The sequence below is a fragment of the Cysteiniphilum sp. GTC20157 genome (genome assembly GCF_055396795.1).
In genome coordinates, this window is the sequence record NZ_AP044699.1 from 1 (window position 1) to 23,199 (window position 23,199).

Consider the following 23,199-nt stretch of genomic DNA (forward strand, 5'->3'; position numbering starts at 1 on the left):
TTATTGTAAAAAATCAAAAAATATAAAAGGATTTGTTCCATGATAAAAGAAGTTCATATTAATGATTACGTGGCAGGAATGCCACAGACTCAACATTTTAAAACTGTTAATAAAGTATTGCCTGAGTTAAAAGAAGGTGAAATCCTGATTAAAAACAACTGGATGTCAGTTGATCCATATATGCGAGGCAGAATGGTTAATCGAAAATCATATATCCCGCCATTTAAATTGAATGAAGCGCTTGAAGGATCAGCAGTAGGTACTGTTCAGGTCTCTAAGCATAAAGATTTTCTACCAGGTGATGTTGTTATAAGTATGAAGGGGTGGCGTGAGGAATTTATTGCCGCAGATCGCGAATTAGTAAAACTGCCCAACGCATCATCGCCTGAGCATTATCTGGGTTTACTTGGCATGCCAGGCTTAACAGCATATTCAGGTCTTCTAAAAATTGGCCAGCCAAAGCCGGGGGAAACTGTTTTTGTATCGGCTGCTTCTGGTGCCGTTGGTTCACTTGTATGCCAAATAGCAAAAATCAAAGGCTGCAAAGTAATTGCCAGTGCAGGTAGTGATGAAAAAGTTAAATGGCTAAAAGAAGAAATAAAAGTAGATGCAGCATTTAATTACAAAACGTATGATGATTTGAATACTGCCTTAAAAGAAGTTGCACCTCATGGTATTGATATTTATTTTGATAATGTTGGTGGTGATCACCTTGAAGCCGCGATTAATCAGATGAATATACATGGTCGGATTATTGTCTGTGGCATGATTTCTCAGTATAATTTGGACAAGCCAGCGCCTGGTCCAGCCAATCTTATCCAGATTATTAGTAAAAGGCTCCTTGTACAGGGCTTTATTGTTTCAGATTATGACAAGATAAAACCTGAGTTCTACAAAGACATGCAGCAATGGATTAACAGTGGTGATATTAAATATAAAACACATATTTACCATGGAATTGAGAACGCATCAAAAGCGTTTATCGACCTTTTCACAGGTGAAAATATTGGAAAAATGCTTGTGAAGCTTTAATTTAAAGGGGAAAACTAATGGTAGATAAAGTAGAAATTGATTATGAAGTACCAGAAATATGGAAACATGAAGATGATCTTGGAGGAAAATGGGGGTCGATAAATCAGCCTACGGCTGGTGCAAGATATGACCATAACTTGCCAAGTGGCAATAGTCCTATGCAACTTTATTCTCTGGCAACACCCAATGGCATTAAAGTCAGTATAATGCTTGAAGAGCTGATTGCTCTGGGGTGTGACGATGCTAAATACGATGCACATATTATTAATATAGGAAAAGGTGAGCAATTCTCAAGTGGTTTTGTAGGCATCAATCCTAATTCAAAAATTCCTGCACTGGTTGATAAAACTACGTCACCTGAAACCTCTATTTTTGAATCAGGTGCAATACTTCTGTATCTGGCTGATAAATTCAAACAGTTTATTCCAGAAACAAATGCAGGAAGAACATCATGCTTATCATGGCTCTTCTGGCAGGTTGGTAGCGCACCCTATCTTGGTGGTGGCTTTGGTCATTTTTATACATATGCCCCCATAAAAATCAAATACTGCATTGATCGCTTTACAATGGAGACCAAGCGTCAGCTTGATTTGTTGGATAAACATCTACAAAAATATCGCTTTATCTGTGGTGATAAATATACAATCGCTGATATAGCAATATTCCCATGGTATGGTGGTGTCATACTTAATAAAGTCTATAGTGCTGCAAAATTTCTAAATGCTGACAGTTATGTGGATCTCTTAAGGTGGGCAAATGAAATATATCAACGAGAAGCAGTTCAGAAAGGAATGCTGGTTGCAAAAAACAAATAATCAACCATTTCTCTGCGCATTATTCAAATGATATTTTAAAAATCACAGATGACAGGCTTTAAACTGAAAATTATCATCTGTAAAATTGCCGATATTCAATTATTTGAAAATTAAAGCTGATAAGAATGACTCACCATCATATTGAAAAATTCCTTAATGAACTCAAAAAGCTTTCAAAAGCTGAATCTATTCCGTGTATTGGCGGTCGATCCGATTTACCAACACAGCCAGGACTTTCAGTGAAAGATCGTCATATTTCATTGCCTGTTAACAAAGAAGATCTTGACTGGCTCAGTAAAGAAGGCAGTGAGTCACCATTTGGAAAAGGCATGGATACGATTATAGATACTGATGTACGAAGATCTATCGAGTTTGAGGCACATAATATTGAGATTTCAAACCCTCATTGGAAACCTGCTTTGGATAAATTGATTGACTCTATAGCTCATACAATGGGCATTGATTTTCAGGTTAAAGCAGAATTATTTAAACTCTTGGTTTATAGAGAAGGTGGACATTTTAAATTCCACCAAGACACCGAGAAGTCACAGGGTATGTTTGGAACGCTTATCGTTCAGCTACCTTCAAGATGTGATGGTGGATCATTGAACTGTCGATTTGCAGGTGAAAACTATCACTTTGATTTTAGCAATAAAGAAGGCGATTCTGAGTTTTCCATATACTATGCAGCCCACTATGCAGATGTTCATCATCAGGTAGAAAAGATTATGGATGGCTCTCGTTTAGTCCTCATTTATAACCTGGTTCAACCAGAAAAAGAAAGAAAACTGAGCGCTAATTATCACAGAAAACTATTAGAATCAAGCAAAGACAAGTTGATACCAATCACTAAAGCATTGAATGAACAACAGCATTCATTTCTATTGCAACACGAATATACAGAGCAGTCTTTGACTGATTTGGGTTTTCGTGCCACTAAAGGGCAAGACCGAGATCTTTTGCAAGCTCTAGTAGCAATCAATGAAAATTTACCTCTAGAAAATAAATTGAACTTCATGATTAGTCGTGTGAGCTATTCTGTCACTAGCGATGGATCTTGCGGGTATTATGATAGAGATGATATTGACTGGGAAGAAATTGAGACGAGTGAACCTGATTGCGATTTTCTGTTTGACGAGAGTGGTCATAAAATTCCAGTGAGTAATTTTATGATTGATTGGGTGCATGATCTTAATCAAAAAGAAATATGTTCAGTTTCGTTTGATGAAGTTGATGATGACTTCTGGGGGGAAGGACATGATGATATCGAAGGCTTTATGGGGAATTATGGACCTACCAAAGAAACAACTTATGCTCGATATTTACTTGTGATAATGCCTTTATATCCAGATACTTCTGATGCTGTTTCTCAGGATGTAGCGCTTCAAACTCACAATGCCCTTCTAATGGCAAAAGATCTGAAGCATCACTCAGATTGCAAGTGGCTAAAAAGCAGATTTGATCAGGCGCTTCAAAAATCTTTTGTGCAATTTGATTCACTGGTTTGTCAAAATGACAACTCCACTCATTGGGATAGATGGTCTGATCATAAATGTGATGCGATATTTACCAAATTACTTGAAACAGTTATTGAGATGAATGACAAGGATTTATGTCGAAAACTGCTTAATATGGCTAAGCCCTTTATTATTTCTAACTTATCATCGTATAAATATGAAAATATATTGAGATTATTACAGAATGCGATCCGTCATTTTGGATGGGAAAATTTATCTGACTCATATCAAAGTATACTTGGGGCGTTATCAGGAAGCGTTGCATTAAAAACATCAACTGCGTTTGCAAAAAGCTTGGATAGTGAGGCTATGCGGACGACATTGATAGATATGTGCACCAGTATTATTTGTAGTGAATCGTCCTCTTGGGGAGGATCGTGCAACTTTAAAGATACCATTCTATCTCTGGCAATCAATATGTGTAAAACCTATTGGAATGCTTCTGATCAAGTTAAACAACTATTCTTGGACGCCTGCCTTAAGAAAAATACTAAATCCCCATCTTTTTTATCGGCATTAATCCAAAACCTTATAAGCGACTCAGAATTAGATGATAAAGAATGGTTGTTACAGCCTTTAATCACTGCTCGTTTAGAATATCTAGACAAAGAGTTGAGTGTGGGCATAAAAGATTTTTCATGGTCAATGCCAAATGCGAAGACAAAGCAAAAAATAATGATAGATTTCTTGAAAAGTGAGGGGCAACAAATGCATATAACTGGATATGATGGAATTGCAATGGCAAGAAAAGGGGTAATCACTGTAAAATCAGAATCTATTCTTCCAGAGTTTTATATTGAGTCTAATGCTAACTTTGTCAAGGTTACTACGAATTATGGATTTTCTGCCACCATGTGTGCAAAAGGTCGAGGCAAAAGCGCTTATGTCGAAATAAAAAAAGATAGAAGATATTATGAATTGTGTCTAAAGCTAAGAGAACTTCGTCAAAGTGAGTTCAAAAAACTTAAAGAATTGGCTAAAGATGAATCTATTGCTTAATCTCAAAGACTGACTATGGCGAAACTCTCGATCACTTTGCAATAGCACTGCGAGCATCTTCCATTACCTTAGAGTTTCGGTAGCAACATACTACTTGTTTTACTCGGTAATTACGTCGAAGTCCAGCAACTTGAATATCAAGCATAATAATCGGAAACTTGCATTGTCTTAGATATTTTTATGATCGTAACTTATCGTTGTTTAACGTAATTACATGGTAAGATAATGCAAAAATTTTAAAGGGTTATCTAAATGAATAAAAAACTGGTTGTAATTACAGGAGCAAGTTCCGGTTTTGGCGCTGCTATTGCTAAAAAATTAAGTCAACAAGGACATCCCTTGTTACTTATTGCCAGAAGACTGGAAAAGCTTGAGCAATTAAATTTACCAAATGCAATTTGTGCCAAAGTTGATATTACCAATCGAAGTGAATTTGAAGCTGCTGTAAGAAATGCCGAGAATAAATACGGTAAAACAGACTGCCTGATTAACAATGCTGGCGTTATGCTTTTAGGACAGATTGACAGTCAAAACAGTAACGAATTTTCCAAAATGCTTGATGTGAATGTTAATGCGCTACTTAACGGTATGCAGATTGTTCTTTCAGACATGAAAAGTCGTGATACAGGGACAATTATTAATATTAGTTCAATTGCGGGCAGAAAAACATTTCCAAACCATGCTGCTTACTGTGGCACAAAGTTTGCAGTACATGCCATTAGTGAAAATGTTAGAGAAGAAGTGGCTGCAAATAATGTACGTGTTATTACCATTGCGCCAGGGGCTGCTGAAACTGAACTATTAGGCCATACATCGTCAGATGAAATAAAACAGGGCTATGAAGACTGGAAAACAGACATGGGTGGTGTGTTATCTGCTGATAATGTTGCAGATGCAGTTGTGTATGCTTATATGCAACCTCAAAACGTATGCGTGCGTGAAATTGTTATTGCAGCAACGAAACAGCAACCTTAAGCAGTCTCGTTGATCTCACGGTATAACATATCTCTCATGTACTGCGGTTATAAGTTATCTATTTTGTCTAACATTATAGTACCACCCCTTGATTCAATATCTTATATGCTAAGAAAAAACTAGAGCTTTTTATGAAAATTAAGATTAAATCGAGTCAGTTTAATACTTATAAACATTGTTTACTTAATGCTATTACAACAAATAAGATACAGAGTGTCACGCTCGAAGATAAAGCATCCATGCTTATTTCGCTTAATAAAATCGACAACACTATTGACCTGTGTCATTTTATCGAACTTCATCTTGATGAAGTAAGTTATAAGAAATTACGTAATGCCACCTATCAGCGTAAATTCACTGAAGAAAATGATTTAGCTATGATTAAAATAAGGCGACACATATCAGATAGCTTGCAGGAAGTTGCTGATGATATGAGTAATGTGACACATGAGCAAGCTATCGAAAAGCTTATTGCACTTTACTGGAATACAAATCATGGTAGTGATCAAGACTTTATTCTGAAAAATGAGGAGAATGAAACAGAAGAGATCAAAGATAGCACCGATTTAGAGAACAGCTTCTCATTACTCAACTTTGATGATAAATGCCAGCCTGAGACAATCCAAACAAATCAAAGGGTGCGATATGACCCTAACCAACAGTATGTAGAACGGCTTTATGATGGTGAGTTAGTCACCTTAGATGAAGCATGGGATGACTATAGCAAACGATTAAAAGAAAGACAGCTTAAATCAAAGAACATTGAAGTAAGTCGCACTATCAATGAAATCTTTAATGAAGTAATGACCATAGACGGGCTATGTGGAAGAAGTGACAAAAATGCAAGATCGAAATTTAATCACCTCATTTGACTTCATTTTAAATTGCTCATTATCCATGTTATTGTGTTGATTGCATCCCTATGACGCCATAAGGCATAGGAGCATCTTGAATTTCAACTCCTATTGAATCACTTATCGTTTTTAAAAGAGTTTTCTGAGTAACAGGATCATAAGTTAAGTACGCTCCGTCAACAGAAGACAAATTAACTGTGGCAAACTCTTTATTGACACCAAGTGCAACAAAATGTGCATAACCAACAGGAGGAGGTGTGAGATTATTTTGTGTAATCACAATTATGAAACCTTTAAAAGGTAATATTTGTTTAACCGTTTGATTAGTAAAATTTTCAGTTCTTAGTAAGGTTAAACTTGGTGTTGCAGGTGTATATTTATATAACATAATAGAAGATGGATATGACAGCACTATGAAATCATCTGTTGAACTATTTGGAATAATTTGTGGTTCATAAACCATATTAGTCGTAGGCGTTAGAGATAAAACTTCTGTTGCGCTTGAAAATGATATCGGTTGATCGTTTAGTGATAAAGAAATGATACTTGCTAGCCCTGTGTTTGTTGATAAAAAAACTAAGGCTTTTGTAGTACTTTGTTTACTTTCTAAATCAATTGGCAAAATATAGCTACTACTGATATTCGCAAGTTGTAGTAAATTAAAAGCAGATTCCATTTCCGTGCCGTTATCAGAATAAAGCCAAGCTTGAATTTGATTAGACGTATCATTTGTTATAGCTAAAGTATAAAGATCTTTGTAATCATTAATCAATTTTGTAGTCAGTAGTATTTTTCCTGATGGCAGTAGCGCACTATAGGTAAATGTAAATGATGAAAGTACCGCAGACAAAAGAACAAATTGTACAACCTTTTTCAATGTAGTGATTAACTGCATAAAAACTCCTATTTTTTAAGGTGAAACTTGCCAGCCATTTCCTGGCGGAGGGCGATTTGGGGCAATTGAACGGTTATAGTTAATATTTGCAATATATTGAGTGCCAGAATATGTTACGACATCATCTTTATAGTAGCGTACCTGATTATTATATGTTGGAGCTTCATTTTCAGGAATAACTATTCGCCAACGATTATTATTGTTCTGGTATGGATTGTTACTAGTCGAGGTAACATTCACAAATACTTGATTATCATAACTAATTTGCAAACCCACTGTATAAACTATATTTGAATCATAGGTTAAAGGATTACTATCTTGGGAAACAATGCGCCACTTATTTGCCTGCTGATATGGTGTTCTATTTTTATTACTTTTCTTTATGTTAACAAAAGTATAGCCATTATAAGTCACAAAATCTCCTGGATTATACACCTGACTTTGCCATGCTGTTGGATTAAATTGCGCCACAGCCCACTTATTGTTTGGTGGTGCTCCAACGTTTGTTCCATTGTTAGCAGTAGCGACATACTGCACACCATTCTGTGTAATAATATCTCCTTTATAATATTTTACATTGGTATTCCAGTCAGGATATGTTCCACCAGGAATGACTAAACGCCAATTATTTGGGTTACTATACGGATCTTTATTATTACCACTATTAATGGCGGAAGTTGACACAAATATTTGCCCATCAAAAGTAATATAACTTCCTTTTGGATACTGTTGACCTGTGTCATAATCAGGTGGAGGAGTATTCTCTTGACCTATAATATTTTGCCATGATAGCGTACTGAAATTAGCTGGTTGTGATATTAGACTTGGAAGGGCAATACTTGCCAGCCATGCACTTGCTGTTGAGGTATCATATATGAGCAAATTCCAATACCACTCTCCATCACTTAAATACCATCCTTGTTCTAATTTATAAGTACCATTGTCCTCAAATTTCAAATTATAACTACCGCCAGATGCAGGGTTGTATGTTAACTGCTTACCAGTTGATTCAACCGCTCCGGAATTATCTACGGTGATAGTTCCCAAAAAACCTGCTTGCCCATCATCTAATCCACCTGAGCCAGAAATTTGTTGTTCTGCATTAAGGTTAGTTAAAATAACCACTGGAATATTTATGTTTTGTGTTGTTTGTGGTGTTAAATCATTTTGTTGGCGATATTGGCTCGGTGCATTTACAACTGCCACATAATCTGCTTGATGCCCTGTTTGCGCAGAAACCTGCATAGTCACATGATATTGCAATATTGCTGAAGCATTGTTAAGTTTCACGCTATCAGGATAAATGGCATTATTTAAATCTGATGATACTGTACTTGTTACAGTCACCGTTGAATTACCAGAGTTATAATTTTTAACTGACGAGTTTATCGGTGTGTTTGTATACAGATAATCATTTGCTTCCAGTGTTGTTTTTAAAGATAAAAATGCACTATTTCTGGCATTGCTATAACCCTCGATTGCTTTATTTTGTACAATATTAATTTTTAACATATATAAAATAGAGCCCGACAAAATAGCCACAACAGCAACTATAATTAAAGCGATGAGTAAAACACTACCATTTTGCTTATGCTGATATGTCTTGGAACTACTTGACTTGAAATCATCCATAAAAATATCCTTATCATTTAGGTGGTTATATGTTTTTTGTATTGTCCTTGTAAGCATCAGCATTTATCGAAACTCCTCTATACCGTAAATACTTGTACAAGGTTGTTTTAGATATTTTTAACTGCGACGCAATTTCATTAACTGGCAGTTCTTGTTGTTTATATAATGCTTCAGCTATCGCTGCTTTTTTAATGGAGTCCTCAGGTAAACCCTTTGGTCTACCCCCCATTCTTCCACGAGCACGTGCAGACTTTAATCCTGCCATGGTTCGCTCCCGAATTAGGTCTTTTTCAAACTCCGCTAAACTGGCAAAAAGATTAAACATCAACTTTCCATGAGCTGTAGTAGTATCTATAGGATCATTGAGGCTTATAATACCAACCTGCTTGTCTAATAACTCATTGACTACTTTTACGAGATGGTGCAAAGAGCGTCCCATGCGATCAAGTTTCCAGATAACAAGCGTATCACCTTTTTTAACTTTAGCTAATAGTTGCAACCATTCTGGTCGATCTGCCTTGGCACCCTTGGCAACTTCGGAGTAAATTTGATCGCAACCATATTTCTCAAGCGCATCAATTTGCAGATTTAACGACTGATCTTTGGTACTCACTCGTGCATATCCATATTTCATAACTAAAAGTACACTTATTTTTAATATTTACAGCTTAGCTTAACATTAATAAAGTAGACAACAATATTTTACTGATTTTGCAAATTTTATTGTAGAATCCCCATAATCTAAAAACGTTAATAATAACCTCCGTTAAAGTGAACCGCTAATGAGTGCTAGAAAGGTCAATATTTTATCAGATGCAGAAATAGCTTATTATTATCATTTGCCTGATTTTGATAAGAATGAGCGTGAGTTATACTTCAGCTTAAATAATGCCGAGCTTGCGTTGGCAAATAAGTTTGAGACAGATAATACTTTTTTGTTCTTTATATTACAGCTTGGCTATTTTAAGGCAAAGCTAAGATTTTTTGATTTCAATTTTGAAACAGTCCCTTTGAAAGATATTCAGTGCATTACAGAAAAATATAATAAATTGTCCATACCAACAGCGCAATCTATTTCAAGGGATGCGCGAGATCGGCAACGTATATTAATTCTGGAGTACTTTGCTTACGTGAAATGTGCTGGTGAGCACCTGCAAAAAGTTGAGAAACATGCTGTAAATTTGCTTAAAACACATCCTAAGCCACATAATATGGTACGAGAGATCATCCAATTTTGTGACACTAACAATATTATGTTGCCAAGCTATCGCAAACTTCAAGATCTCTATACAAACGCATATGCAACTGAGCAATCTCGACTGGCAGAAATCTTTAACAAGTTACCTGATATAACATGTGGTAAAATTAAGAAACTGATCAACAATGAAGATGGCGATTTGTCGTTAAATAAAATTCGCTACGATCAGGCTGATTTCAGCTATGGCGAGATTATGAAGACCGTCAAACAGGTCAACACCCTAAGATCAATCTATCTGTATGCCAAAGACTTCTTACCTAAAACAGTATTATCAAATAATGCCATAAAATATTATGCCAACTTAGTTGACCAGTATCCTGTATCAAGGTTAAGAAAGCTTAATGAACAAGATCAAAAGCTATATACGGTCTGTTATATCTATCACAGATATCAAGTCTTAACGGATCATGTGATTATTAACTTTATGCATTATGTTGAACTTATACGGACAGAAATTAAAGAGCATACTGAAACGCAAATGGCTAATTATATGGCTAACATCATCAAAAAGTACCCAAAACTCGCAAAGTTTTTCAGGTGGTTTCCTCAACAGGAATCAGTAACTCAATCCAGTGATAATTTTTTCAAAAGTGCCTTCAATATCTTGCCAAAAAGCGATTTTGAAAATCTGGCTAAATATTTTGAAGGGCTTGATTTTGATTTTAACTCTGAAAAATGGCTTTATGTTGAGCGTGAGTTTAGAACAACATCAATGTACCTAAGACCAACGTTTTTAGCAGTCGACTTTGAGCATTATAAAAGCAATCATCAAATATTTGAGCTTATGAAAATATTGAAGAATCACTATGGCAATAATAGGTCACCAAAGCAACTAAAAATATCCGATGATCTTGGTCTTAGTATTCCTACTGAAATGGTCAACTATCTTAAAAGTGATCCAAAGGATCAAACAATCAATCCGCATCGCTTTGAGTTTTATGTTTATGAGAAAATTTACCATCATATCAAAAGAGGTCGTATGTACTGCAATGATAGCCTGTCTCATCGTGATATTGATTGCGATATGGTGCCAGATTCAATGGTTGATAAGGTAGATGAAATTGCACAGCAGTATGGTTACCCGAAGCTTGCTATCTACTGTGATCAAAGACTTGATGATCTTTTAGATGAACTGGATCAAGCTTGGGAAACCTTACAAACCAATATTAAAGAAGGCGAACATCAAGGCATAAGTATTAGTTACGATAATGATGGCAATCCTTCATGGCAGCTACAGTATGATGCAAGCGTAAAAAATGATGATTCGTTTTTCACAAGTCTCAATAAAATAGATATTGCTGACATCTTTAGTTATATTGACCAAGAAACCGATTTATTTTCTGTATTTGAACATATAAAAGGCAAATATGTTAAAAGAGACAAGCCATTGGCATTAAATATGATTGCCTGCATATTATCAGAAGCTTTTGGGTTTGGAGTGGAGAAAATGTCCGAGATGTCTGATATTAAGTTTAATACACTGCGCTATACCCATGAGGATTTTATTTCAATTGAAAATCTCGAAAAGGCAAACATTCATATATCAAACTTTGTTAACTCATTGCCTATTTTTAAAGCTTGGAATTTGTTATGTGATAAGCTATTGGCTGATCAAGATGGACAAAAAGAATCAACAAAAAACAGTACCATAAAATCACGATACTCAAAAAAATACCTTGGTAAAGGAAAAGGAATATCAGTCCTCTCATTAATAGCTAATTTTGTTGCTGTTAATGTCAAGAATATTGGCTTGAATGAGTATGAAGGACACCATTTGTTTGACATGGTCTATGATAATAAATCTGATATTAAAGTTAATGCAGTCACTGGAGATAGTCACTCCATTAATCAAATAAATTTTGTAGCACTCGATGCGATTGATGTTGAGTTTTTGCCTTCAATGAAAAGGGTAAAAAATGAAACTGATGACCTGGTTTCAACAAAAGAGCCGTCGCATTATAGTGGCATTATTAAACCTGCTTCCAAAGTTGAAAAGGAACGTATTAAAAAGCATAAAAGAGGCATTGCACGTGTGCTTATATCTTTAATCACACAAAATAATACGCAAGCAACGCTTATACGGAAACTCAATTCCCATTCGCGCTATGCAGGACTTAGAAGAGCGCTATATGAGTACAACAAAATATTCAAAAGCATTCATGTGCTTAATATGTTAAATGACATGTCGGTTAGAAAGGCGATGAAGACAGCTCGCAACCGTACAGAAGCATATCATCAGTTACAGAAGTTAATCCGCAATATGTACCATGGTATTTTTAAAAGGCAAAGAGATGTTAGTCACAGTATTTCGACTGAGACAGTTAGCTTAGTATCGAATGTTATTGTTGCCTATAACGCTATCATACTTAACAAACTGTATGAAAAAATGATCAATGCAAATGCTGACCCTGCACTTATCAAGGAATTCCTAAAGATATCACCGATGGCATGGTCACATATTGCCTTTACAGGTAGGTATAATTTTAGTGGAAAGCCAATCAATTTGGACTTAGAAGCAGTTGTCAGGGCACTGGAAGTAGAACTACAAAAGTTAGGTATTATGCCAAGAAAACAGGCTGCTTAAATTCTGATCTTGCATTTTTGTCACTTCTTCCACATAGCCCGATAGAGAATATTACACAGATGTCTGAGTTATGCCACACAGTTAGAAAAAGCTTGATAACTAAAGGTACTTTGAGCGATTTTATAGAAAAAGATCAATGTATATTGAGTAAAGCTTTCAATTATGCAGAGTATGAAGAAGATGCCTATGCTTACCAGATTATGGATATGATGGTTAAATGTTTTGGGGTTGAGTTTATTTTGGTAACAAAGAGCAAATCAACACGGTTTGATAGTGCGATGGCATTTTCAGGAATGCCTGTAAATGTTCAGGCTGCATATGATATTTATCAGCGGTTTTATAAGTTTTTTAAGACTTATGCTAAAGAAAAAATGAACTCCTTTCATAAAAATACAAAATTAGCAAAGAAACGTTTAAAAGTTGAATTTGCTTTACTCGATGTTACCAATAATATGCATAAAAAATTTAATCTTGAATCAGGCTCTGAGTATGGCGAATATGATTTTTTGGATTCCAAAAAACGTCAGGAAATAAACAGCTGGCAAGGCATATTCAAGTTTGATAGTTTCTATGGAGAAGTTTATTAAATAATTATTTTCAAGTGGCATCAATATGACTTAAACCTGCCTCTGAAAAGCAAACAATTCTCTCTGAGAGACGTGTTAATCTGTTATTCTGCGTCACATTTCTAACTGCCATGCCAATGGCTTTGGCTTCACCCAGCAGTATCACCAGCTTTTTACCGCGTGTGACACCTGTGTAGAGCAGGTTTCTTTGAAGCAGCATATAATGCTGCATTGCAATTGGAATAATCACCACAGGATATTCAGATCCTTGAGATTTATGGATAGATGTGGCATAAGCTAGATCGATTTCATCCAACTCACTAAAATCATAAACCACTTCAACACCTTCAAAATCTACCGTGACTTCCAGCTCAACATGATCTACCTTACGGATTAATCCCAGATCGCCATTAAAAACTTCTTTGTCGTAATTATTAACGGTTTGCACAACTTTGTCCCCCACGCCAAACGTCCAGCCAAATTTGGTAATACTTGCGATGGGTTCTGGGTTGAGTAATTTTTGCAGCTCTATGTTTAGCGATTTAACACCCAAGCCACCACGATTCATCGGTGTCAGAATCTGTACATCGGTGATGGGATTGAAATTCAAGACATTAGGAATGCGATCAGAAACTAATCGGGTGAGTTTTTCATAAATTGCCTCAGGATCTTCTGCATGCACTACATAGAAATCTGTTTTGTCACCCTTCTCAGCTTTAAAGGGTGTTTTACCTGAGTTAATACGATGAGCATTAATAATAATCTGTGATGAGGCCGCTTGTCTGAATATTTCAGTCAGTCTCGCTGTTGGGACTTTCTCTGAGGCAATAATATCAGCTAATACTTTACCTGGTCCAACCGATGGCAGCTGATCAATATCGCCGACAATCAAAACGCCTGTGCGATCAGGTAATGCTTTCAAAAGGCTATTCATTAGTGTGACATCCACCATAGAGGCCTCATCAATCACTAACAGATCAGTTTGCAGTTGATTTTCATCATTATGATTAAAGCCCCCTTCTTTAGGGTTGAACTCTAATAATCGATGAATGGTTTTTGCCTCAAGCCCTGTGCTTTCTGACAGCCGTTTAGCAGCTCGCCCTGTTGGTGCACACAGTGATACTTTCGCTCTTTTGGCTTTGATGATGCGAATAATACTGTTTACAACCGTTGTCTTACCAACACCCGGACCACCTGTAATGCAAATGACTTTACTGTTAACTGCCATGCTAACGGCTTCCTGTTGTGAGGCAGACAGTTTTAAATGCGTGACTGTTTCAACCCATTTAAGGGCTTCTTTAATATCAATCTGATCCCATGGGCGTTCAGCATCTAAAAGACGATTAATATGTTTAGCAACACCTACCTCTGAATAATACAGCCAGTTAACATAAAGACATGGCTTTTCTTTGATTTCATCTTGGATTAATTTTTCATCATCGATCTCAGCAGTAATGGCTTCAGTAATAATATCTTTTGGAATCTCAAGCATGGCAACCGCTTTAGTAATAAGCTCATCTTTGAAGATAGCGCAGTGCCCTTCGGTATTCATATCCTGAATCACATGGACAACACCTGCTCTTGCTCTGATGATTGATTGAGAACCAATACCCAGTTTGGCAGCCAACTCATCTGCGGTTTTAAAGCCAATGCCATGAATATCATTTGCCAGACGATAGGGGTTCTCGGTGATTTTATCAATCGAATCATCACCATAGGTTTTATAAATACGTGTTGCGCGTGACGTGCCGATGCCGTGAGACTGTAAAAACACCATGATTTCTCGCACTGCTTTTTGCTCATCCCATGCCGAGGTGATTTTAGCGACACGCTTGGGACCAATCCCATCAAGCTCAAGTAATTTCTGTGGAGTTTGTTCAATCACATCAAAGATTTGCTCACCAAACCCTTTAACCAGTGTTTTAGCAAACACAGGACCTATACCTTTAATGAGTCCTGAACCTAAATATTTGGTAATCCCTTCGATGGTTGTCGGTGGCACGACTCTGATCGTAAGCGCTTTAAATTGTCGACCATAGTTTTTATCGTTAATCCAGTTACCTTTTGACTCGATTAATTCGCCAACACTCACTGCCGCGCAGGTACCTGTAATAGTTACAAGATCACGAATGCCTTTACATTTAACGCGTAAAACACAAAAACCAGAGTCCTCACTGTGAAATGTAATTCGCTCTACATTGCCATGTAGGTTTTCAGATTCATACTGATGCATCCGTATTATCCTTTATCTGAGTGACATTTACTGTATAAGCATCACATCTTATTACCGGCAAAGCTGGATATTTTGGTTTCGTCTTGCTGCAACATTTCCAGTAGTTATTATGGCCTTTGGGGTGTGGTATTTTTATAGCATTTAAACAGATTTCACATAAACCGGCGTACATGGCGTGCCCTACAGAATATTATCCTTAACGGCAACCTTGTGACAGGTAAAGTCTAGGTTTTCATCTGTACACGCGTTTAACGCCGTGTACAGCTCTTCAATGTCGGTTGATTTAGGCTTCAACTTACCGGATTTGATCAATCGGATATATTCACCCATTGAGATGCTATAAGCATTGGGTGTTACGCCCTTGCCAAGGTAAGTATTAGTATAAGCAACCACCTGATCTCCCTGATAGGCAACATAAGCTTGAGAGTAGTTAACCTCTCCAAAATTAGATTCAATAGGTTTTGTCACACCAACCACAATACTTTTAACAGTAAACGCTTCTGGTTCAGGCACACGAAGTATCAATTTACGATACCATTTTTTATTCTCAAGTGCAGGTATCAGCTTGAAGCTCTGAATACCAAAAACAATTTCACTGGTAAATTCAATCGGGTTTTTGATCAGGTAGTAAAACCATAAGAGTGGACGTTTGATATTTAAAAAAAACATCGGTAGGCGATTACCTATGCCAGGGTCTGATTTTCTAAGTTTGTAAATATTCATCATGTGATTAATCGAGTAAATAATTTCTCTGATTAGCGTAATACCTGCACCAATCAGGTAAACATAAAGGATTATTTGAATGATCATTATTACAGCTCTTGTTTGTTGCGTTATCATTATTACTTATGCGGTATCATACCATAAGCATGAATATAGTCAGCAAAACTCGTCTGTGAGTCCTGATTTTTGTTTCATCCAAGGCAATGAGTAATAAATGTATGCAATTTATAACCGCTAACTAATAGAATATCACGCTCATTGCTACGCATAGACTTATATGATTGTCCACCAGTCTTGCCCGTATGAATAAAAAGCCCTTTTGAATAGCCTTTTCTGGCTATCGTTTTGCTAAAATCTTCAACGTGCGCTGGATTAATGTGACTATGGTATCTCTTTGCCTGAACTGGCCACCAAAAACCACTCAGTTTGACATAGCCATCAAATCCCCCATCACCTGTGTATCTTGGATTGCGTTTGATTTTAAATCTACGCATGGCAAAACAGTATAAAAGCAACTCTTCAAATACTAGGGGATCAATCTTGCGGGTATAGCTAAAAAATCGTGGTGCAGAATTTCTAAAATCAGCTTTGTTTAAGAGTTTCATAATTCTTCTAGCTTGTCTGATATTACGATTATGAATGTGCTTGCGCACAATAAAATTAAGCCAGACATTTTCAATGAGTTTGTCGCAAAACCTTTGCATCTTATGCTGTAAATAACTTGCAGGCCTATGATTAATAATTACATTGATTTCCATAACTGCTCCCTATGCTGATTCAAGGTGCTTACATTTTGGATAAGCTGAACAGCCTAGGAACTTACCTTTTTTACCCTGTCGAATATATAAATCACTGCCACATTTAGGGCAAGGCTTATCAGCTTTTTCAGATGCTATTTTTTCAAACTGTGGTTTACCATGGCTGTCGGAGTAGATTGCTTTGCACTCAGGATAGCCACTACACGCCCAGAACTTACGCTTCTGCTTGCCTGTTCTTAAAACCAATGGATGGCTATTGCATTCCGGGCATTGAATATCAGAGGTAACGACAGCAGCTTTCGCTTTAGGTGAGCCTCTATAGTCATCCATTTTAGTGTCACAACCTTCTTTATAACCTGAGCATCCCCACCAGTAACCTTTGCCTTGCTTAGACTTGTGTTTAATCATCGACTTACCACATTGTGGACATGGATTGGCGATGACTTTTTCGACCTTACCATCCATTGAGCGAATAACATCAATGTTTTGATGCAGGCTTGTCTGAATACCTTCAATAAAATTCTGATAAGTCTCTCTGCCTTTAGCAATCTCACTAAGCTTCTGCTCCCAATCTGCGGTAATCACAATATTTGTTAATGCATCAGGTAATTGTTTAATAATTTCACGTCCCTTAGAGGTCGAGATGATATATTTACCATCAACTTTGACATAGCTTCTTTGCTTTAGTGTTTCAATAATATCTGCACGCGTGGCTTCAGTACCTATACCTTGAACTTCAGCCAACATCTTTTTGGCATCCTGATCATCTACCTGACGACCACAGTTTTTCATCGCTGAAATCAACGTGGCATCTGTGTAATGTGATGGTGGCGTTGTCATTTTGTCATGAATATTAATCTCATCACAGTTTAATGGCTCATCGACCTCAACCACAGGCAATTCTTTTTCAATACTATCTTTGCCTTTTTTATCTTGATCTTTATCAGAATGTTTTTGAATCGCTCGCTTCCAACCCTGCTCAACTGGGACAATACCTTTTGTTTTGAAAAGCTCATCTTCACAGATGATTTCAATCACTGTTTCATTAAAAACGTATTTACCCATAAACTGTGCCAGATAATAGCGAACAATAATATCGTAAACATTGGCTTCAATCTGAGTCATATTGGATTTATTGACCTGAGCACTATTGGTAGGAATAATGGCATGGTGCGATGATTCACTGACTTTTTTATCATTCCAGCAACGCGATTTATACTGTACATCACAGTGCTGAACAAGTTCACTGTAACCCAGTTGATTAAGGTGCCCTAAAATCTGTGCTGTTTCGCCAAATTGAGATAAAGGCAAATAACCACAATCAGTGCGTGGATAAGTAGTTGCTTTATGTGTTTCATAAAGTGCTTGCGCTGCATTTAAAATACTCTTAGCGTCATATCCATGTTTTTTATTAGCAATCTTCTGTAGCTCTGAAAGGGATAATGGCAATGGTGCTGCCTGTTCTTTCTTCTTTGTTTCACATGTCTTGACAGTACCAGGCTGCTTAATACATTTCTCAACCACTGCTTCTGCAAATCCTCGATCAAGGCAACGCCCCTCTTCATCACCCTTAAGAAAATCAGGAACTACCCAGTCACACTCTACCTGATCAAATTTGGCTTTTATGATGTAGTAAGGCTTTGGTTTAAAGTTTTCAATTTCAATATCACGTTCAACAATGAGGCGTAATGTTGGCGTCTGAACCCGCCCTACTGAAAACACATTGCTGCTGTCACCAAAAACAAGTGTGCTTGCTCTTGAGTATGACATGCCACATAACCAGTCAGCTCGTTGTCTGCCAAGCCCTGCCCAGAAAAGGTTCTCCGTCTCACTGCCCTCTTTCAGATGACTGAGTGCTTTTTTAATTGAACTATCATCTAATGCAGACAACCATAACCGTTTAAGGGGTCCATTATATCGGGCATTACCAAGGATTAATCTTGCAATTAACTCACCTTCGCGATCAGCATCTGTTGCAATCACCACTTCACTTGCCTTGGCAATCAGACCCTTAACTACAGCAAGCTGTGCTTTTGATTTAGGATTAGGTGATAACTTCCACCTTTCAGGAATAATCGGCAAATCTGCCAGATTCCAATTTTTATATCTCTCATCATATTTCTCTGGGTCAGCAGGTTGTAATAAATGACCAAATCCCCAGGTAACTATGTCACTGTGACTTGATAAGTAACCTTCTGATTTACTATTACAGCCCAGCACTCTGGCAATATCTCTGCCCTGAGAGGGTTTTTCTGCTATAAATACTCTCATGTTTTACTCCATTTCATATCTGTCTTTTATACCTTTCCTATCTTTTTAACTCAAAAGACCCGCCAGATGCTCTTTACCCTTTTCACTGAATAGCATATCTGCTAGCATCTGCCTTTCGTTAGTATCATTTAACCCCCAAAATGCGTGCTTGATCACCTGCTTAGCATAATTAAGCCTTCCTGTTTCACTTTGGGCATAATCTTTTACATCATCATGCTCATGGAGATTTTTATTGTCCCAGCTTCTATCTTCAAAACCATTATTAATCGCATGGTTATAATTAACCTTGGCATTAAATGTATTAAGGTTGTAACCAACATACTTGTGCTGCGTATAACATAATCCTGTACTATCTGAATCACTCAACACAGTCAGAAGCTGTGTAATATCTCTAGCATCAACAACACGCTCACACCAGTTAACATCAGATATTTTCAAATAATCTGTTAATGCCTTAGCGATTTCATTCTGATAACGTTGATGTGCTTTATCCCATTCCTTAATTGTCGCGTGATAAAATTTAATATCTTTTAAATCATAGTGCTTTTTAAGCAACTGAAAAATAGTGCTTCGGTACGAATAATTATGACTTTGATGGCGTGGCTCATAAATAACAATATTGACTCCTGATCTGCTATAACTTATATCAAGCATGCTAAAGAGCTTTTTAAGAAAACTATTAGGCGCTTTATCTTTTAGGTAAATCGTAAATTTCTGTAGCTCATTCACAACAGGATAATTAAATTCACGCTGTATTTTTTTAGGTAGTGGTAATGATTTTACCGAAAGCTGATTAAGATAATAGGTATACATCCCCATCGCAACCATTCCAATAATATCATGGCGTGGATTACTGGTAATATCATGAAAAGCACTCATAAATTGATAATCATGATGGTGTGATTGACTGTCATTATCTGTATGCAGATACTCATGCAATAACAGATAAGCAATTTGAAACCCACCTGATCGTGATAGCGTATCAAGATACTTAAGCATATGTTTTGCAATAACGATAGTATCAGAGCCATTTGTCCATCCATCAGCAACATCACTAACGCCAAGCAGGATTCGTCTAGCAGTAATGTTAGCATCACTGATTTTTGAAAGTTCTCTTGCCATTAATTTTGAGCCATGCCAGATGGCATTGCGTGCTGCCGCTTCTCTTGAGGTATAATCTGATTTAGGGTGTATTAAACTTTCATCAACCAGATTTGATGCTATTTCATTAAATGAAACAATGTCTTTACTTTCAAGCTCAGCAATAATGCGCCTTCTAACATCGTAGTAAGTTAAAAGTGTGACTGCAATGGTTTCTATAAGCTCATGGATACTATCAACATCAAATTCGTCAAGCACATCATGGTCTAATACCTGTGCTAATCGTCTTGAAGCAATTGACTCTGCTACACGTGAACCCGATTCGGGTGAAACCGTTAGTTTTAATATGTTATGCAACATTGATCGAATAGATATTGAATGACCACGACAATCTTTAAGCAATGAAACATCGAGCACATCATTATTATCCAGCTCACCACATTTAAACAATCGTATCAAACTACGCCTTGTCGCAGTATCTACACGAGAGGTTTTACCACTCTTGCTCGCTTGTTCTTTCGCCTTATCAGAAATATGCTGAGCAATCTTTCGCCACAATGGATCAGTATCAGAGATTTCATTGCGTGCCATATTCAGTTTAAGCGCTTTCTTGGTGACAACAATACCCTCAACGCCATAGTAATAGGCATCCAATGATTTAACGAAAACACCCTGACTATATATTCTCATGCCATTTGATTTTTTCCACTGAATGAGTACCTCATCATCTTCAATGTCCCACTGCTGGGAATCTAAAGGAATATTGAGCCTATCACCATTAAAGATAAGCTCGATATCACAAAAAGACAGGAAGTTTTTCAGATCATCTTTGATCGCATACACATCTATTTCACTCAATGACTGGTAAAATTTACCATCTACACGACAGCCATCCCATTGAATATCCTCATGCTTTTGAAATTCAAAGCTAAATCCATTTTTACGCGTATCCACGTGCATAGCATAAAACTTTGATGTCCACGTTACCTCACCAAATGCCATAATTTGCCCACGACCAATTCTAAAGCGCCCAAATACGGCATCCCCTTCCTGATGCGGCTCCCCAAAGTTCTTAAAATAGGTTTTAATGCTTTCTTCGCTCTCAAAACCTTTACCCCAATCTCTAACGCTAAAACCTGCTCTACTGACTACAATCTCACATTTCTTACTGCCTGCATCAATTGCATTCATAACCAGCTCACGAATCGCCGTAGCAACGGTGCCATTTTGCGAGTAAATCAAATCATGGATGATATTAGCGTGTACATCAAAATCAATTCGCTCTTTTGTCTCACTCTCCTGTCGAGATAGCGAAATGTTTTTATTCATATCATCAAGACTATTATGTATCTCTATGATTGCGTACTTGTTTTTTGCTCTCATCAACATTTTAGCTCTCCTTGAAGATTTATTTAACGCCACAACATGATACTGCGGCGTATTTTTTGAATGTATATCTAACTAACAACCTTTAAAGGTTAAAACTACTGCTGTATATTCTTGCGGTACAAATGTCCTTGGCTTCTGTACCATTTTAATGGTAGCAGTAAGATTTGAGTCATTAGAAGTAAATAATTTATCAGGGGTCCCTGACTTGGAATAAACTGAGAAAGCACATGCTTTGTGTTTAACTGGATCGTAAAAACTTAAAAACACCTGATCATTTGGCGTGAATTTCACTTCCATTGGCTTGCCACTATAAGCCTCAGTAAAGGATCCCAAAAATCTAAACCCCGCATCAATAATATTATTGTTAGAATCAGGGTAAATAACCTGATTGAGACCATAAGCAATTGTGTTTTTATAATCAACCACTGAAGCAGTTTCAGTATTTTCAGTCGTTACATAATATTTACTCCCTGATGCATTTTCAATTCTCAATGCCATAGTTGCGTAGCTTCTTTCAGGCACGCTTGGGAAGTTTTTACCATCATAGGGTAATGGCTCACATCCACCACTCATGCATGGCACCGATGCATAAGCAGACGTAACACCAATCAATGACAAAATTGAAAAATTTATTATTTTTTTCATTAACATAATACTATCCTTATTCTTGTATTGCTAAGGGTGTTTTTGGTAGTTCTGATCAGTCTCTCCACCCTTAATGGTTATAAATTTAATACTTTTACGCTGATCAGAATTTTTTATTAAATGTCTTCTAATGAAATGCCTCTGATTAAAGATTTTTATGCTGATGCCTCTAGCTCTACAGTTTCAACTTTTCCCGCATCATCAGGGTTTTCAGATATTGAGGATTCAGCATTATCCGAACTGGTCTCATCACACTCACCATTAGTGCTAAGTTTTGGTTCATCAAGCTTTTTATGTGCATAGTCAATATCCAACATACTGTGGTGATAGACCCCATCATATATGTCATCAGTAATATTAAGTTTTAGGACAGATTCAAATTGATTATTTGCCTCAATAAACGTCTCACTTCGCGCAGCAAAATCTTCTGCGGTTATGCTTTGATGAACCTTGCCATAGCGCATACATTGACTGCCAATCTCCTGCATTGGCGCAAGGATCTTCGTAATTTCTTTTTTAGCTTCTGCCTGAGTAATGCGCCCATAGTACACACCGCTTTTAATCACCGATAAAGGCAGATTAAAACGGTAAATCTGTCTTAAAAACAGTGAGATCAGTTTATTGTCATAGGTTATACCCAGTTTGATCATACGTTTAGGTCGAACCAACGCCATGTTTTTAAGTGAGTTACTTAAGTTACGATAAGTTTGTGTCCCCGTATAAGCTCGCTCACGTGTTGGGCATTTTTTAATGAAGTTCTTTAAAAGCGCAATAGCAAATAAATTACCTTTGCTGGCATCTTCACAAAGCTGATTGAGCTTTTTATTCAAACTTCTAATTACCTGATTCTTTTCACCAAAAAAATGATCTACCAATTCTTGCCAATACAAATTAGCAACAGTAGACAATACGATTTCTTGATTATTGATCATTTCATTTTTCATGCGTTTCT

Annotated in this window: 17 protein-coding genes; 7 read left to right on the plus strand and 10 right to left on the minus strand. The window is 36.8% G+C overall.

Annotation, left to right across the window (positions count from 1 at the left end; translation table 11 throughout):
* Positions 1-39 precede the first annotated feature (39 nt).
* The 5 genes from ACZ5V8_RS11375 to ACZ5V8_RS11395 all read left to right on the plus strand — a co-directional run bounded on the left by ACZ5V8_RS11375 (position 40) and on the right by ACZ5V8_RS11395 (position 6,210).
* Positions 40-1,032: an NADP-dependent oxidoreductase gene (locus ACZ5V8_RS11375; RefSeq protein ID WP_464218814.1), complete on the plus strand. Its 993-nt coding sequence runs from the start codon at positions 40-42 to the stop codon at positions 1,030-1,032.
* Positions 1,033-1,049: 17 nt separating this feature from the next.
* Positions 1,050-1,847 (plus strand): glutathione-dependent disulfide-bond oxidoreductase, encoded by a 798-nt coding sequence (gene yghU, locus ACZ5V8_RS11380; protein WP_464218815.1) that lies wholly within the window; start codon positions 1,050-1,052, stop codon positions 1,845-1,847.
* A 125-nt stretch (positions 1,848-1,972) separates the two neighbouring features.
* Positions 1,973-4,363, plus strand: a complete 2,391-nt coding sequence (locus ACZ5V8_RS11385) for a 2OG-Fe(II) oxygenase (RefSeq protein WP_464218816.1) — start codon at positions 1,973-1,975, stop codon at positions 4,361-4,363.
* 252 nt (positions 4,364-4,615) lie between these two features.
* Positions 4,616-5,338 (plus strand): SDR family oxidoreductase, encoded by a 723-nt coding sequence (locus tag ACZ5V8_RS11390; RefSeq protein ID WP_464218817.1) that lies wholly within the window; start codon positions 4,616-4,618, stop codon positions 5,336-5,338.
* A gap of 131 nt (positions 5,339-5,469) precedes the next feature.
* Entirely contained in the window at positions 5,470-6,210 is a 741-nt protein-coding gene (locus ACZ5V8_RS11395) for a hypothetical protein (protein WP_464218818.1), read from the plus strand.
* A gap of 28 nt (positions 6,211-6,238) precedes the next feature.
* Here ACZ5V8_RS11395 and ACZ5V8_RS11400 read toward each other — a convergent pair whose 3' ends face one another.
* From ACZ5V8_RS11400 to ACZ5V8_RS11410, 3 genes are read right to left on the minus strand one after another with little or no spacing between them, the layout of a single operon-like run.
* On the minus strand, positions 6,239-7,087 hold the full coding sequence (locus ACZ5V8_RS11400; protein ID WP_464218819.1) for a hypothetical protein: 849 nt from the start codon (positions 7,085-7,087) through the stop codon (positions 6,239-6,241).
* A gap of 15 nt (positions 7,088-7,102) precedes the next feature.
* Positions 7,103-8,719 carry a hypothetical protein gene (locus tag ACZ5V8_RS11405; protein ID WP_464218820.1) on the minus strand — a complete coding sequence of 539 codons (1,617 nt, stop codon included), beginning with the start codon at positions 8,717-8,719 and terminating at the stop codon, positions 7,103-7,105.
* Between the two features lie 25 nt (positions 8,720-8,744).
* Complete coding sequence (locus ACZ5V8_RS11410; RefSeq protein WP_464218821.1) at positions 8,745-9,353, minus strand: recombinase family protein; 609 nt, start codon at positions 9,351-9,353, stop codon at positions 8,745-8,747.
* 148 nt (positions 9,354-9,501) lie between these two features.
* Between ACZ5V8_RS11410 and ACZ5V8_RS11415 the strand changes: the two genes are divergently transcribed.
* Both ACZ5V8_RS11415 and ACZ5V8_RS11420 read left to right on the plus strand, forming a co-directional pair.
* Positions 9,502-12,561, plus strand: coding sequence for a Tn3 family transposase (locus tag ACZ5V8_RS11415; RefSeq protein WP_464218822.1), 3,060 nt, complete (start codon positions 9,502-9,504; stop codon positions 12,559-12,561).
* 59 nt (positions 12,562-12,620) lie between these two features.
* On the plus strand, positions 12,621-13,148 hold the full coding sequence (locus ACZ5V8_RS11420) for a DUF7168 domain-containing protein (protein ID WP_464218823.1): 528 nt from the start codon (positions 12,621-12,623) through the stop codon (positions 13,146-13,148).
* 10 nt (positions 13,149-13,158) lie between these two features.
* Here ACZ5V8_RS11420 and recD2 read toward each other — a convergent pair whose 3' ends face one another.
* The 7 genes from recD2 to ACZ5V8_RS11455 form a co-directional block, all read right to left on the minus strand.
* The gene (gene recD2, locus ACZ5V8_RS11425; protein WP_464218824.1) at positions 13,159-15,360 is read right to left on the minus strand and encodes an SF1B family DNA helicase RecD2; all 2,202 of its coding nucleotides are present in this window, start codon (positions 15,358-15,360) and stop codon (positions 13,159-13,161) included.
* Positions 15,361-15,540: 180 nt separating this feature from the next.
* On the minus strand, positions 15,541-16,170 hold the full coding sequence (locus ACZ5V8_RS11430) for a hypothetical protein (RefSeq protein ID WP_464218825.1): 630 nt from the start codon (positions 16,168-16,170) through the stop codon (positions 15,541-15,543).
* 104 nt (positions 16,171-16,274) lie between these two features.
* Positions 16,275-16,841 (minus strand): restriction endonuclease, encoded by a 567-nt coding sequence (locus tag ACZ5V8_RS11435; RefSeq protein ID WP_464218826.1) that lies wholly within the window; start codon positions 16,839-16,841, stop codon positions 16,275-16,277.
* 9 nt (positions 16,842-16,850) lie between these two features.
* Entirely contained in the window at positions 16,851-19,112 is a 2,262-nt protein-coding gene (locus tag ACZ5V8_RS11440) for a DNA topoisomerase 3 (protein WP_464218827.1), read from the minus strand.
* Between the two features lie 45 nt (positions 19,113-19,157).
* On the minus strand, positions 19,158-21,602 hold the full coding sequence (locus tag ACZ5V8_RS11445) for an ATP-binding protein (RefSeq protein ID WP_464218828.1): 2,445 nt from the start codon (positions 21,600-21,602) through the stop codon (positions 19,158-19,160).
* A 72-nt stretch (positions 21,603-21,674) separates the two neighbouring features.
* Positions 21,675-22,247 (minus strand): hypothetical protein, encoded by a 573-nt coding sequence (locus ACZ5V8_RS11450; protein WP_464218829.1) that lies wholly within the window; start codon positions 22,245-22,247, stop codon positions 21,675-21,677.
* A 155-nt stretch (positions 22,248-22,402) separates the two neighbouring features.
* Complete coding sequence (locus ACZ5V8_RS11455; protein ID WP_464218830.1) at positions 22,403-23,191, minus strand: hypothetical protein; 789 nt, start codon at positions 23,189-23,191, stop codon at positions 22,403-22,405.
* Positions 23,192-23,199: the final 8 nt, after the last annotated feature.